The following is a 14,221-nucleotide window of genomic DNA, read 5'->3' on the forward strand; positions in this document are numbered from 1 at the left end:
ACAGTGATTTTTGGTGTGCCTCCTATTTCCGCATCACCCAGAACCTTGTGGGAGCGGGCTTGCCCGCGAAGAGGCCGGCAAATCGCGCCACAAAATCCAGCAGTCAGGTACTCGACCGTTGCGGCACCTCGCTCGCCACCAGCTCCCCTTCACCCTGCCGCTTGGGCAACAAAACCTGCTGTGGATAAGTCTGCGCGAAATGCACCACAGGGCTGTTATCCACAAGCTTTTTCAAACGCTGGTTGAACGCCCGGCTCACCGCATATTGCCCACCCGACACGGTACGAAACTGCGCCGTCAGCACCACGCCGTTCAAGTCCATCCTGTCCACGCCGAAGACGTCCAGCGGCCCTTGCAGGTTGTACTTGAGGAACGGGTCTTCGCGGATCGAATCGCCGGTCTCGCGGATCAGTTCGATGGCCTTGTCGACATCGGTGTCGTAAGTGAACTGCACCGAGAAAAACGCGTAGGCAAACTGCCGTGACTGGTTGGTGACCGCCTTGATCTGACCGAACGGCACCGAGTGCACGAAGCCCTTGCCGTCGCGCAGGCGCAGGGTGCGAATGGTCAGGCCCTCGACCGTGCCGGCGTGCCCGGAATCGAGTACCACCCAGTCGCCGATCGACAGGGTGTCTTCGATAATGATGAACAGCCCGGTGATCACGTCCTGTACCAGTTGCTGTGAACCGAAACCGATCGCCAGACCGACCACCCCGGCGCCGGCCAGCAACGGCGCGACGTTGATCCCCAGGTTGGCCATGGTGGTGATCGCGCAGATCACCACCAGGATGATTTTGATCGCGTTGCGCAGCAGCGGCAGGATGGTTTTCACCCGGGTGCTGGGCTGACGTGACGAGCGTTTACTGACCGGTGGTTTCAGCGCTTCCTGAATCGCCGTGTCGAGCACCACCCACAACAGCCACGTGACGAGGAAGATCAAGCCAATGCTGCTCAGCGCGTTGCTGATCGCCCGGCCGACCGCGCTGCTCTGGGCGAAATCGAGCAGCGAAACGCCCCAGATCCGCCCGAGAACATCGATGAAGGCAATCGCAATGACGATCCGCAGCAAGGCGTGCAACAGGCTGAGAAAACGTTCCTTGTAGGCGCTGCTGCGCTGGATCGCTTCGGCCTTTCGCGACTTGAACACGTGCTGGAGGATGGTGCTGAGAAACACTGTGCCGATCAGCAACACCGTGGTGAACAACGCACAGCGCAAGGCTTTCTGATTGTCCTCGCCGATACCGATCAGATTGACCGCCGAGATCAGCACCATCAGCACGATCGGCCAGTACCAGAGCCCGGAAAAAATCCGCAGCGACTCCTGCAGCGACGGTTGTTTCAGGCGCTGCGTCAGCGGTCGGTTACGGATCAGGTGCGCCACCGGACGGCGCAGGCGGATCACCAGCAGGCCGAAAATGATCGAGGCGATCAGCCCGGTGAACACGGCGATGCTGCTGGTGATGTTGCCGCCCAGTTGGCGGGCGATCTGCGGGCTGGTCAACGCGTCACTGAGGGCGGCGAGGAAGCCGATCAGGAACAGCGGTTTCGGGCAGTAGTCGCGGATGATCCGCGCGGCGGGCCGTTTGTGGCCGACGTTGAACATCACCACCACGCACAACAACATCGAGGTGGAGAAAATGCCGCTGCTGGTGGCATACGCCAGACACAGCGCCAGCGCCCGCCCCACCGAGGCTTGCAGAAAGTGGCTGACGTACAGCGTCAACGGCAGACAGATCAGCGCCGGCAGCGTGTACGGCAGCAGATAGCCGAGCAGGTCCTGGCTGCGCTGGCGGGTGCGCAGCCAACGACCTTCGCGCAGGCGTTTGGCCAGCAGGCTGCCGAGTACCGTGAGCAGCGCAAAGGCGCCAAGCCACACCCCGGACAACATTAGGAAATCCCCGGCGATGCTCCAGCCCGAGCGGTCCGACGGCTGGTTGACCAACTTGTCGACCTCGTCCGCCGCACGGTCGGCACGCAGACGCCAGGCGTCGACCAGGTGTTCGTTGAGATCGAGTTTGTCCTGCACCTCGTCGATGCTCGAACTGATCGCGCCGAGCAGACCGCCCTGCACAATCGGCTCGGGTTTGGCCGGTTCTTCAGCAGCGGCCGGAACACCCGGCAGCGTGGCGGCTTCGAGTTCGCTGGCGCCGAGAAACAGCAGCGCTCCCAGCAAAATGGCGATCCTGAACTTGATCAAAACTCCGATCCCTCTTGGCTGAACCTGTAAGGAACTGATCGGTGAATGGCGGACAAGTTCGGTTTTTGCCTGATTAACCCTTCCCCTGTGGCGAGGGGATTCATCCCCGATCGGCTGCGCAGCAGTCGTAAACGCTCGACTTTCACACCCTCTGGACATCGGGAGACCGGTTTAGGGTTGCTTCGCAACCCATCGGGGATGAATCCCCTCACCACAGGGTTCACGGCAGTAGCTGGATATTTGCGCCAGCAGCAAATATCAAATGCCCAACCCCGTATTTTTCCGCACAACCCAAACCCCGACACTGCGCTCCATTCAAACCTCTACCGGAGTGCTGTCATGCCCATTGCCTTGCTCGCGCTGACGCTCAGCGCATTCGCCATCGGGACGACCGAGTTCGTCATCGTTGGCCTGTTACCCACCATCGGCGCCGATCTCGGTGTCAGCCTGCCGTCCGCCGGGCTGTTGGTCAGTCTGTATGCGCTGGGCGTTGCCATTGGCGCGCCGGTGCTGACCGCCCTCACCGGCAAGGTCCCGCGCAAACTGTTGCTGCTATCGCTGATGGTGTTGTTCACCCTCGGCAACCTGCTGGCGTGGATGGCGCCGAGTTATGAATCGCTGGTGCTGGCACGGATCGTCACCGGCCTGGCGCATGGGGTGTTCTTCTCCATCGGCTCGACCATCGCCACCAGCCTGGTGCCCAAGGAAAAAGCCGCCAGCGCGATTGCGATCATGTTCACCGGCCTCACCGTGGCCCTGGTCACTGGCGTGCCGCTGGGCACGTTCATCGGTCAGCATTTCGGCTGGCGTGAAACCTTCCTCGCCGTCTCGGCGCTGGGTGTAATCGCCTTTATCGGCAGCCTGCTGTATGTGCCGAACAACATCGCCCACAGCCAACCGGCGTCCCTGCTGCAACAACTGCAAGTGCTGAAACAACCGCGCCTGTTGCTGGTGTATGCCATGACCGCCATCGGTTACGGCGGCTCGTTCATCGCCTTCACCTTCCTCGCGCCAATCCTTCAAGACATCTCCGGCTTCAGCGCCGGCACCGTCAGCCTGGTGTTGCTGGTGTACGGCGTGTCGGTGGCGGTCGGCAACCTCTGGGGCGGCAAACTGGCGGACAAACGCGGACCGATCAGCGCCCTGAAAATCATCTTCGCCCTGCTCGCCGCTGTGCTGTTCGTGCTGACCTTCACCGCCGCCAATCCATGGCTGGCGCTAGCCACGGTGCTGGTGTGGGGCGCAGTGGCGTTCGGCAACGTGCCGGGGCTGCAGGTGTATGTGGTGCGTCAGGCTGAACATCACACACCGCAGGCGGTGGACGTGGCATCGGGACTGAACATCGCGGCGTTCAACCTGGGGATTGCTGGCGGCGCGTGGGGCGGCGGCCTGATCGTCGAGCACGTTGGCCTGATTCATACGGCGTGGATTGGTGGACTGGTGGTGTTGGTGGCGTTGGCACTGACTGCTTGGAGCGGTCGCCTGGATCGCCTCGGCCCGACCTATGCCGAACCGGCTCAAGGCCGAGTATTCACGGGTCACTGAGTAACCCTGTGGGAGGGGGCTTGCTCCCGAAAGCGGAGGGTCAGTCAGCATCGATGGCGACTGAACCACCGCTTTCGGGAGCAAGCCCCCTCCCACATTGCGATCCGTGCTTTTTGCAGAATGTGTACCGTCCGTAACGCCATCGAAACTTTCCCGAACCGCCCACAGTCATCAAAAGACACAGGCAACACGAGGACTGACAACGGGAGGGCGGCATGGCAACGATTCACATCGGTATTTCCGGCTGGCGCTACGCTCCGTGGCGCGGGGATTTCTACCCGAAAGGACTGACCCAGAAACGCGAATTGCAGTTCGCTTCACGGGCGGTCAACAGCATCGAAATCAATGGATCGTTCTACGCCCTGCAACGGCCCGAACGTTACGCCCAGTGGTACGCCGAAACGCCCGACGACTTCGTGTTCAGCGTCAAGGCGCCGCGTTTCATCACGCACATCCGGCGCTTGCGCGAGATCGAAAAACCGCTGGCGAATTTCTTCGCCTCCGGGGTGCTGGAGCTCAAGGAAAAGCTCGGGCCGATCCTCTGGCAGTTTCCGCCAAACTTCAAATTCGACCCCGAGCGTTTCGAACACTTCTTGTCATTGTTGCCCCACGACACTGAGGCCGCAGCCGCCCTCGCCCGTCAGCACGACGCCCACCTGCATGGTCATGCCAGCCTCAAAGCCTGGCGCAAAAAGCCGCTGCGCCATGCCGTGGAAGTGCGCAATGACACCTTCATCGATCCCGACTTCATTCGGTTGTTGAAACGCTACAACACCGCCCTGGTGATCGCCGACACCGCCGGCAAGTGGCCGTACCGCGAAGACCTCACCAGCGATTTCGTCTACCTGCGCCTGCACGGGGCCGAAGAACTTTATGCCAGCGGCTACACCGACTCCGCGCTGAACGACTGGGCTGAACGCATCGATGCCTGGCATCACGGTCGACAGCCGGGCGATGCGCACCTGATCGCCCCGCGCCTCAAGCCTCGGGCGCGTAAATCCCGCGAAGTGTTCTGCTATTTCGACAATGACATCAAAGTCCGCGCCCCTTACGACGCCCGCCATCTGCTGCAGCGTTTCGACCTAGACAAACACCTCGCGACCACCCCCGGCGAACCCGCTGGCGAAGGGGTGCTGACATGAGTATTCCAGAGCCGGTGGGCTTCACCGATGAAGGCTCGGTGATCGCACCGTCAGTGCGCAGTTTCACCGTACTGACGGTCAACACGCACAAGGGCTTCACCGCCCTCAATCGACGCTTCATCCTCCCGGAGTTGCGCGAAGCGGTGCGCAGCGTGGCCGCCGACGTGGTGTTTCTGCAGGAAGTCCACGGCACCCACGAGCACCATCCCAAGCACTACAGCAACTGGCCGACGATGCCGCAGTACGAGTTCCTCGCCGACAGCCTCTGGCCGCAATTCGCCTACGGGCGCAACGCGGTGTACCCGGAGGGCGATCACGGCAATGCGCTGCTGTCAAAATTCCAGATCATCCGCCACGACAACCTCGACGTCTCGATCAGCGGCCATGAAAACCGCGGCCTCTTGCATTGCGTGTTGCGCCTGCCCGGCGATGGTGTCGAGGTGCATGCGATCTGCGTGCATCTGGGCCTGCGCGAAAGCCATCGCAATGCGCAACTGAAGTTGCTCGGTCAGCGTCTGGCGGAACTGCCGGATGATGCGCCGGTGATCGTCGCCGGTGACTTCAACGACTGGCGCCAGCGCGCCGATGCGTTGCTCAAACCCTGCGGTCTGCGCGAGGTGTTCGCCGAGCATCACGGCAAACCGGCGCGCAGCTTTCCGGCGCGCCTGCCAACCCTGCGCCTGGACCGCATTTACGTGCGCAACCTCAAGACCCGCCAGCCGACAGTTCTGGCAAACCGGCCCTGGTCCCACCTTTCCGACCATGCACCGCTGTCGGTGGAGATCGAGTTATGAGCAGCGCGCCGCTGGAGAAATCCACCGTGGAACCGATCAGCATCAACCCGCCGATACGCGAACCCGGCCATGTCGATGTCGAGTACAGCTGGCAAGGTAACAACCGCGTCGAGTTGCTGGAAAACGGCGAGGAATATTTCCCCCGGGTGTTCGATGCCCTGCGTGCGGCGAAGAGTGAAATCCTGCTGGAGACCTTCATCGTTTTCGAGGACAAGGTCGGCGAGGAACTGCAGCAAATTCTGATCGACGCCGCCCGACGCGGCGTGCGCACCACCGTCAGCCTCGACGGCTTCGGTTGTGGCGAGTTGAGCACCGGTTATCTCGCGGCATTGAGCGACGCCGGTGTACACCTGCAGATGTTTGATCCGGCGCCCAAACATCTGGGCTTTCGCACCAACTGGTTCCGCCGCCTGCACCGCAAGATCGTGGTGGTCGACGGACTGATCGCATTCATTGGCGGGATCAATTTTTCCGGCGATCACCTGGCCGATTTCGGCCCCGAGGCGAAACAGGATTATGCGGTGCAGGTTCAGGGGCCGGCAGTCGCTGACATCCATCATTTCGCGCTGCTGCAAAGCGGTCGTCCGGGACGCGCACGGTTCTGGTGGCAGCGTCGGCGCCAGCGTCGCGCAGAAATGGCCTTCAGCGACCACGACGGTCAGGTGCGTCTGGTGTTTCGCGACAATGATCAGCATCACACCGATATCGAAGATGTGTACTTGCAGGTACTGCGCCGGGCCAAACGCCGGGTGGTGATCGCCAACGCCTACTTCTTCCCCGGCTACCGCCTGCTGCGCGAGATCCGCAATGCCGCACGCCGTGGCGTCGAGGTGCGGCTGATCCTGCAAGGCCAGCCGGACATGCTGGTGGCGAAACTGGCGGCGCGCATGACCTACGACTACCTGCTCAAGGCCGGCGTGCAGATTCACGAATATTGCCAGCGTCCGCTGCACGGCAAAGTCGCGCTGGTGGACGAGGAATGGAGCACGGTCGGCTCGAGCAATCTCGACCCGCTGAGCCTGTCGCTGAACCTGGAAGCCAACGTGCTGATCCGCGATCGGGCGTTCAATCAGCATTTGTTCCAGCGCCTCGAAGACCTGAGCCGGAACCACTGCAAAACCATGGACCCGGGCATGTCCCCGCGCGGGCGGATCTGGCACATGACCGTGGGGTTTCTGGTGTTCCACTTCCTGCGGCATTTCCCGGCGATGGCTGGTTGGTTGCCGGCACATAAACCGCGGCTCAAGCCGTTTCGAGGTGGCACGCCATGAGCCATTCCCATGCGCAATCGGCGCCGGCCACGCACTCGCGATGGCATCGCTGGAAACGCCCGCTGACCTTGCTGTTCTTCATCGCGTTGATCGCTCTGTTGACGCTGTTCGCCACGCGCATCGAATGGGCGGAAGTGCTGCAGACCTTGACCGAGTTCAAGGTGCGCACGCTGTTCATCGCCGCCAGCCTGACCTTGCTGAGCTTTCTGGTGTACGCCAGTTTCGACCTGATCGGACGCACCTACATTCGCCAGGACCTGACCTGGAAACAGATCCTCCCGGTGGGGATCATCAGCTATGCCTTCAACCTCAATCTCAGCGCCTGGGTCGGCGGTATTGCCATGCGCTATCGGCTGTATTCGCGCCTGGGTGTGAGCAAAGGCAACATCGCCAAAATCCTCGGCCTGAGCCTGGCGACCAACTGGTTCGGCTACATGACGATTGCCGGCGCGGTGTTCAGCAGTGGCCTGGTGAGCATGCCGCCGGGCTGGAAAGTCAGCAGCGATGCGTTGCAGGGCATCGGCATGCTGTTGTTGCTGTTGAGTGCCGGTTATCTCGTCGCGTGCCGGTTCTCGAGGCGTCGCGAATGGTCGGTTCGCGGGGTGGAAATCAACCTGCCGTCACTGCGCATGGCCGTCCTGCAATTGCTGCTCGGCGCGTTGAACTGGTCGCTGATGGCGGCGGTGATATTCACTCTGCTGCCAGGCAAGCTGGACTACCCGCTGGTGCTTGGCGTGCTGTTGATCAGTGCAATTGCCGGGGTTATCACGCACATTCCCGCAGGGCTCGGGGTGCTGGAAGCGGTGTTCGTCGCGCTGCTGCAACACGAGGTTTCACGCGGGAGTCTGGTGGCGGGGTTGCTGGCGTACCGGGCGATTTATTTTCTGCTGCCGTTGTTGATCACGGTGGTGATGTATCTGCTGGTAGAGGCGAAGGCCAAGGCGTTGCGGATCGAGAGGAAACCTTCCTGAATTTGCTGTGAGGCTGCCGGCCTCTTCGCGAGCAAGCCCGCTCCCACATTTGGAATACGTACAACCTGTGGGAGCGGGCTTGCTCGCGAAGGCGCCCGAGAGGACACCACCGTTCATGAGGACTGAATAATGCTCAAGCGCTCACCGACCACCATCTCGGTTATCCAGTCCACCAGAATCGAAGTGTAGGCCTGCTGCGAAACCGGCTCGCTCAACGCATGGTCGGCGCCGTCGATGATCCGGTGCGTCAGCGAATGCGTCTGCTGACACGCCGCGCGGTAACTCATGATCGCCGCGTGAGGCACGTAATCATCGATTTCCGATTCCACCAGCAATACATCCCCCGTGAATTGTGAGCAGGCATGCAGCGCACGATTGGTATCGGCACGCACCAGCGTGCTCCGATAATCACGCAGATCCGCCTTGTCCAGATCACGCTTGGGCGTGTGCCATTGCTCGTCGCGATACAGCGCCGGCACCCGCAGCGCCAACCAGCGCACCGGGCGCAATGAAGTAAGGATCGAGGCGAGATAACCGCCATAACTGGTGCCGACCACCGCAATCGCCGAAGTATCGAGCGCCGGGTGCGCGAGCAGACGATCATAGGCCGCGAGGAGGTCGCGCAGGTTGTCTTCGCGCGTCACCCGGGTCAGCGGAATGCCGGTGCCGCCGGTATGGCCGCGCAGGTCGAAGGTCAGGCATACGCAGCCAAGCCCGGCGATGCCCTTGGCGCGCTCAAGATCACGCTCCTGGCTACCGCCCCAACCGTGGACAAACAACACCCCCGGGACTTTCGACTTGGGACTGAGAAACGTCCCGCTCATCTGTTCGTCATCAATGTCGATCTGAATGCTTTCGCTTCTAGCCGTCATAGGATTTGACCGTTACGTATTTGAGGAGAAAGTCACTGTTCTCGGCCGGCCCGCGGTAGATTTCGATGGCATCTGCCGGCAGACTTTGATCGCTGTAGGTTTCCACCGTCGACACACGGATCGCCGGCATCTGCGGATCGTTGACGAAGCTTTGCAGCGCCGCGAGTTCCGCGCTGCTGGCACCGCCCATGCGCCAGGATTGCTCGAGCACACCGCTGCGGGGTTTGCCATTGCTGTCCAGGCCCTGGGCAATGTCGTAGTTGCGCCGTGAGGCGTAGAAATCCGGATAGGCCTCATCTGCCGCCCGGTCGAAAATCTGCGCCTGCTCGATGGCCAGACGGACTTCGTCCGGCAACTCCAGCGCCAGCAGCTCTGCGTAACCGCCCTGCACCACCAGCAGATTCGAGCCGCCGTAGACGTCTTCGCCGTGAGCGTCCTTGGTCAAGTATTGATCACCGCAGTAGCTCAACACCTTGCCGCCGATGAATGACTGGCCGACGCTGTGGGTGAAGACCTTGCTCAAGTCCTGCTCCAGCACTACACCGTCGCGAAACAACCGGGCTGCCTCCGTACGGGCGAGCACTTCATCGAACGCGTCGAGGCTGTTGATAACTTCCTGGCCGCGACCGGCACAGGCGTGAATCGGCTTCAGACGGATCGGCCCGCTGTACAGCAAATGCTCGGCAGCAGGCCGCGCGTCTTCCAGGGCGAACACGGTCAGGCCATCGAGCACCACGTCGCGCACACGTTCGGAGAACAGCGGCGCCCAGCCTTGAGGCGCGTAGGCCAGATGGCTGCGCAAGCCATGGCTGATGGCTTTGGTGCAGATGAAATCGTGTTCGACGAATCCACCCCACAAGTCGTCCGCGCTTTTGATGCCCAAGGCCTGTGCCTGTCTGGCACCGACAAGGGTTTGCGTCGGCAGCCAGTAAAGGTCACGACCGCGGTGTTTTTCCGGGTCGTAGCTGCCCCCAAAATTGAGCCCGAGAATGTGCGCCAGCCAGCGGGCCAGCGCCTTGTTGGTCTGCACCTCATGTTGCGGCGCGCCAGCGCGCACCGAGTACGCGACGACCATTTTGCTGCTCGGTGTCGGGGTCATGCGTCCCCCTTGCAGCGGTTCGGTGGATGTAGTGATGAACGGTGCAGAGATCAGGCCAACGGTGGCGCTAGCGAAATATTCGACTAATCAAAAACTTGGCGAAAACGTGCTGGCATCAGGCCTGTTTCAATCTGCACGACCGGGCGTCTCCCCCCGGTAATTTGCACGATTTCCGCAGCACAACAATCCAATGTGGGAGGGGCCTGCTCCCGAAGGCGGTGTATCAGTCGACATCAATGTTGACGGCCCCTGCCTCATCGCGAGCAAGCCCGCTCCCACAGGGTATGTCGTGTCGGGACTATCCCGTGACACCAAACCGCGCCCGATAATCACTCGGCGCCAGCCCGGTGATTTTCTTGAAGATCGCGCGAAACGCTCCCGGGTCCTGATAGCCCACTGTCCAGGCAATGTGGTCGATGGTGCCGTTGGTGTATTCCAGCAACTCTCGCGCCTTGCCGACCCGCAGATGTTGGCAGTATTCGGTCGGCTTCAACCCGGTCGCAGCACGGAAGCGACGCAGAAACGTGCGTTCTTCCAGCCCCGCCCGCTCGGCCATCGAAGTCAGCGAAACGTCGGTCGCGCCGGTGCTTTGCAGCCAATGCTGAACCTTGAGAATCGGCGCATCGCCATGACCCAGGATCGGCGCAAAATTGCTGCCGCAGGCACTGGCGCTGTCGCTGTGTTCCATCACCAGAAACCGCGCGGTACCGCTGGCGATGCTCGGCCCGAGCAGGCGATCGACCAGACGCAAACCCAGCTCCGACCAAGCCATCAGCCCGGCCGTGGTGATCAGGTCGCCGTCATCGACAATCGGCGTATCCGCCTTGAGCCGGATGTTCGGATAACGCTCGGCAAACGCCTTGGTCGAGGTCCAGTGCGTGGTGGCGCTGCGACCATCGAGCAAACCGCTTTCGGCCAGCAGCAATGACCCCACACAGACACCGCCGAGGGTTGCGCCACGGGCATGCTGATCCCGCAGCCATTGCAGCAGCGCTGCTGAAACGCTGGCCGCAGAAAAGCCGCCGAGGGACGGTGGAATCAGCACCGCCTGTAAACCACAGTCGCTGCCCGGATGACTATCGTGGATCCGCTGCGGCGCCAGCTCGGCGTCGGCTTGCCAGTGGCTCACGCGCAGCACGGGCAACTGCGCCGCCTGATGCTCGGCAGCTATCCGGTTGGCGACCGCAAACAGATCGGTCAGACCATGCACCGCTGCCAGCTGCGCGCCCGGGTAAATCAGTACGCCCAGTTCCACCGTGGCGGCTCTTTCAACGCCCATGTCAGTTTTCCCCTGCTTATTGTCGGTACGGCCAATCCTCGAAACGCCGGCCAGCGCCAATACTGAATCCACTTCCAGCCCATGCATCGAGGACACACCCATGACCAGACAAGCGCTCATCGTAGTCGATATCCAGAACGACTACTTCCCTCAAGGCAAGTGGCCGCTGGTGGGGGCTGAAGCCGCCGCCGACAAAGCCACGCGGCTGCTTGCCGCGTTCCGCGAGGCAGGCGATCCGGTGGTGCACATTCGCCACGAATTCACCTCGGCGGATGCACCGTTTTTCACCCCGGGCTCGGACGGCGCAAAATTGCACTCCAAAGTACTCAATCGCCCGGACGAGGCGGTGGTGCTCAAGCATTTCGTCAATTCGTTCCGTGAGACCGAGTTGCAATCGATCCTCGACGAACAAGGCATCAAGGACCTGGTGATCGTCGGCAGCATGAGCCACATGTGCATCGACGGCATCACCCGCGCCGCAGCGGATCTGGGCTACGGCGTCACGGTGATTCACGACGCCTGCGCCAGCCGCGATCTCGAGTTCAACGGCGTCACCGTACCGGCCGCCCAGGTTCACGCCGCGTTCATGTCGGCGCTGGGTTTCGCCTATGCCAGCGTGGTCTCGGCCGAGGAGTTTCTAGGGCACTGATCCATCACGACACACTTGGCAAAACATGCGCCCGCCCCATCGCGGGCGTTTTTTCGCCCGTCATGAAAATCTCACGCGTGAGCCATTGATGGCACTTTGAATTGGTTGTAGTGTGGCTCACGCGTGAGATATTCATAACGGAGTCATTGCCATGAAAAGCCGCTCCCCCACAGTCGCGTCAGAGAGCCCAAAGGGAGAGCGCTCGAAACCGTCCGCGAAAAAGCCGTCGAGCTTCTACATGAAGCAGATGCGTGCGGGCCTGGCTGCCGCCGGTTATGTGAAACACGAAACTTGGGTGCTTCCGGAAAACCGAAGCTTGCTCAAGCAAATGGAGCAACAGCTACGCCAACCGATTCTGGCTGGCTCATTCATGTCGGAGAATTACATGAGCGCAGGCAACAACTGGAACATCGATAGCCTCTTCAACGCCCTCAAGGCACTGGATGAGGTGGCTTCGCACGAGATTACACTGTCTCTGATCCAGAGCTCCGAACCCAGCATCAAGCTGGAAATGAACGAATTTGGCGGTCTGCCGATTCACATCGCCCTGGCCGGTGCACAGATCATCGTCGACACCGTGCTGGTGGACATCGATTCGATCACTGACGTGCGCGCCTTCAATGACGCCGTGCTGCGTAGCCGGGAAATGTTCCCGCTGTCGTCGATCGGTATCGAGTCGATGCCCAACGGCCAGACCGTTTACAACATGTTTGGCGCCCTCAGCGCCGACTCGAGCCTGACCAACGTCGTCACCGAGGTGAAAACCCTGGTCGACAACGTACAGCGCGCGAGTGAAGCCTTCGAACACTTCTTCAAGTAATCAACAGGGAATATCCAATGACTCAGTCCATCTGGAGCAAGTTGTTCACCGCACTGCGCGGCGGCGCCAATGAAGTCGGCGAAGCGATCGTCGACCAACAGGCCCTGCGCATCCTCGACCAGGAAATCCGCGATGCCGACACCGCGCTGTCCAACGCCCGGCGCGAACTGGTCACCATCATGGCCAAGCACAAGCTGGCCGCCGACCGCGTGAGCGAGTACGACGCCAAGATCAAAGACCTGGAAGCCAAGGCTGTTTCCGCACTGAACGCCGGCCGCGAAGACCTGGCAATGGAAGTGGCGGAAGCGATTTCGACCCTGACCAACGACCTGACCGCTGAAAAGGCCCAGAGCGACGAGTTCGGCACCTACGCCGAAAACATGCGCAAAGACATCAGCAAGGCCGAGTCGCGGATCAAGAGCCTGCGCCAGCAGGTGGACATGGCCAAGGCCCGTGACAGCGTGCAGAAGGCGCAGGTCAGCGCGTCCATCGCCAGCGGCGGCGCCAACGGCAAACTGGAAACGGCCGTCGGTACCCTGAACCGTCTGCAGGCCAAGCAGCAGCAACGCGCCGCCGAACTGAGCGCCGCCGATGAGCTGGCTGACGCTTCGACCGGCAACGACCTGGAGCGCAAACTGCGTGACGCCGGCATCACGCCGAACACAGGCAGCGCCAATGCGATTCTTGAGCGTCTGAAGCAAAAGTCCGCTCAGTAACAGCACGATAAAAAACCTGTGGGAGCGGGCTTGCTCGCGAATACGGTGTGTCAGCGAATAATTTGCCCACTGACACACCGTATTCGCGAGCAAGCCCGCTCCCACATGGTTTGTGCTGTGCAAATGACTCTGCTAGTTCGTCGCCCGGCCCGGTACACTAGCGGCGCATTTTATGACGAACACCTCCACCCGCCTCAAGGAACGTACCCATGGGATGGTTTAAAGACTTGCTGGGCACCAGCAACTGGCAGACCGCTGCGCCAACGCCGACCGTTGCCAGTGGCCCACTCGGGATGGCGCAAGGCAAAGGCGTGCGGTTCGATTCGACCCTGGCATTACTGCTCGATGGCAGCACCTCGGTGCAGGTTCCAGCGGCAGAGGCGATCTGGAGCGCCGGCTGGATCGACCTCGGCCAATCCAACAAACTGCATCGCTACTACCTCAACAACGAGGACTTCTGGCTGCAGATCCACGTCACCGGTGACGACCAGATCGAGTCGGTCACTCTGTTCAACTACCTCAGCTACGTGACCGTCAACAGTGACGCCGAACTGCAGCGCCTGGCCGGCCCTGACAGCCTGATCGGCCTGCCGACCTACAGCCACGACGGCGTCCAGTACAGCCGCGAATGGGGCACCGAGCTGGGCCAGACCGAACTGGTGCCGCTGACCGAGCATGTGGTCAACCCGGACGAGAGCTACACCATCGAACACCACTCCATGCTTTACGCGCGCGAGACCGGCCTGACCGATCGCCGCGAATTGCTGCTGTTCTCCGTCGAACAGGACGAGGAAGGCACCGTCAGCCTGAGCACCTCGCTGGGCATTTCGCTGTACACGACTGATCTGAGCACCATTTAAAAAGGA

The 14,221-nt window shown here is 61.4% G+C and carries 13 protein-coding genes; 9 read left to right on the forward strand and 4 right to left on the reverse strand.

Features of this window, described 5'->3' with window-relative positions; translation table 11 throughout:
• Positions 1-103: 103 nt before the first annotated feature.
• Positions 104-2,197 carry a mechanosensitive ion channel family protein gene (locus QMK55_RS09985; protein ID WP_320329117.1) on the reverse strand — a complete coding sequence of 698 codons (2,094 nt, stop codon included), beginning with the start codon at positions 2,195-2,197 and terminating at the stop codon, positions 104-106.
• Between the two features lie 339 nt (positions 2,198-2,536).
• On the opposite strand from QMK55_RS09985, the gene QMK55_RS09990 reads away from it, so the two are divergent.
• The 5 genes from QMK55_RS09990 (at position 2,537) to QMK55_RS10010 (ending at position 7,920) form a co-directional block, all read left to right on the forward strand.
• Positions 2,537-3,742 carry an MFS transporter gene (locus QMK55_RS09990; RefSeq protein WP_320329118.1) on the forward strand — a complete coding sequence of 402 codons (1,206 nt, stop codon included), beginning with the start codon at positions 2,537-2,539 and terminating at the stop codon, positions 3,740-3,742.
• 215 nt (positions 3,743-3,957) lie between these two features.
• Entirely contained in the window at positions 3,958-4,884 is a 927-nt protein-coding gene (locus QMK55_RS09995) for a DUF72 domain-containing protein (RefSeq protein WP_102354598.1), read from the forward strand.
• A complete protein-coding gene (locus QMK55_RS10000) occupies positions 4,881-5,678 on the forward strand; it encodes an endonuclease/exonuclease/phosphatase family protein (protein WP_102354599.1) in 798 nt (265 codons plus the stop codon). The genes QMK55_RS09995 and QMK55_RS10000 overlap by 4 nt, the downstream gene beginning before the upstream one ends.
• Positions 5,675-6,949, forward strand: a complete 1,275-nt coding sequence (gene clsB, locus QMK55_RS10005; protein WP_320329119.1) for a cardiolipin synthase ClsB — start codon at positions 5,675-5,677, stop codon at positions 6,947-6,949. Before QMK55_RS10000 ends, clsB begins: the two co-directional genes overlap by 4 nt.
• The gene (locus tag QMK55_RS10010; RefSeq protein ID WP_320329120.1) at positions 6,946-7,920 is read left to right on the forward strand and encodes a lysylphosphatidylglycerol synthase domain-containing protein; all 975 of its coding nucleotides are present in this window, start codon (positions 6,946-6,948) and stop codon (positions 7,918-7,920) included. Before clsB ends, QMK55_RS10010 begins: the two co-directional genes overlap by 4 nt.
• Before the next feature lie 113 nt (positions 7,921-8,033).
• Here QMK55_RS10010 and QMK55_RS10015 read toward each other — a convergent pair whose 3' ends face one another.
• From QMK55_RS10015 to QMK55_RS10025, 3 genes are all read right to left on the reverse strand, one after another.
• On the reverse strand, positions 8,034-8,792 hold the full coding sequence (locus QMK55_RS10015) for an alpha/beta hydrolase family protein (RefSeq protein WP_102354603.1): 759 nt from the start codon (positions 8,790-8,792) through the stop codon (positions 8,034-8,036).
• Entirely contained in the window at positions 8,782-9,891 is a 1,110-nt protein-coding gene (locus QMK55_RS10020; RefSeq protein ID WP_102354604.1) for a DUF3182 family protein, read from the reverse strand. Before QMK55_RS10020 ends, QMK55_RS10015 begins: the two co-directional genes overlap by 11 nt.
• 298 nt (positions 9,892-10,189) lie before the next feature.
• Entirely contained in the window at positions 10,190-11,170 is a 981-nt protein-coding gene (locus QMK55_RS10025) for a GlxA family transcriptional regulator (protein WP_102354617.1), read from the reverse strand.
• A 100-nt stretch (positions 11,171-11,270) separates the two neighbouring features.
• On the opposite strand from QMK55_RS10025, the gene QMK55_RS10030 reads away from it, so the two are divergent.
• The 4 genes from QMK55_RS10030 to QMK55_RS10045 all read left to right on the forward strand — a co-directional run bounded on the left by QMK55_RS10030 (position 11,271) and on the right by QMK55_RS10045 (position 14,215).
• Positions 11,271-11,819 carry a cysteine hydrolase family protein gene (locus tag QMK55_RS10030; RefSeq protein WP_320329121.1) on the forward strand — a complete coding sequence of 183 codons (549 nt, stop codon included), beginning with the start codon at positions 11,271-11,273 and terminating at the stop codon, positions 11,817-11,819.
• Positions 11,820-11,970: 151 nt separating this feature from the next.
• The gene (locus tag QMK55_RS10035; protein ID WP_102354606.1) at positions 11,971-12,639 is read left to right on the forward strand and encodes a YjfI family protein; all 669 of its coding nucleotides are present in this window, start codon (positions 11,971-11,973) and stop codon (positions 12,637-12,639) included.
• A gap of 17 nt (positions 12,640-12,656) precedes the next feature.
• On the forward strand, positions 12,657-13,355 hold the full coding sequence (locus QMK55_RS10040; protein ID WP_102354607.1) for a PspA/IM30 family protein: 699 nt from the start codon (positions 12,657-12,659) through the stop codon (positions 13,353-13,355).
• Between the two features lie 209 nt (positions 13,356-13,564).
• The gene (locus QMK55_RS10045) at positions 13,565-14,215 is read left to right on the forward strand and encodes a DUF2491 family protein (RefSeq protein ID WP_102354608.1); all 651 of its coding nucleotides are present in this window, start codon (positions 13,565-13,567) and stop codon (positions 14,213-14,215) included.
• The last annotated feature ends 6 nt before the right edge of the window (positions 14,216-14,221 follow it).

This window comes from Pseudomonas sp. P8_229 (assembly GCF_034008635.1).
In the GTDB taxonomy this organism is placed as follows: Bacteria; Pseudomonadota; Gammaproteobacteria; order Pseudomonadales; family Pseudomonadaceae; genus Aquipseudomonas.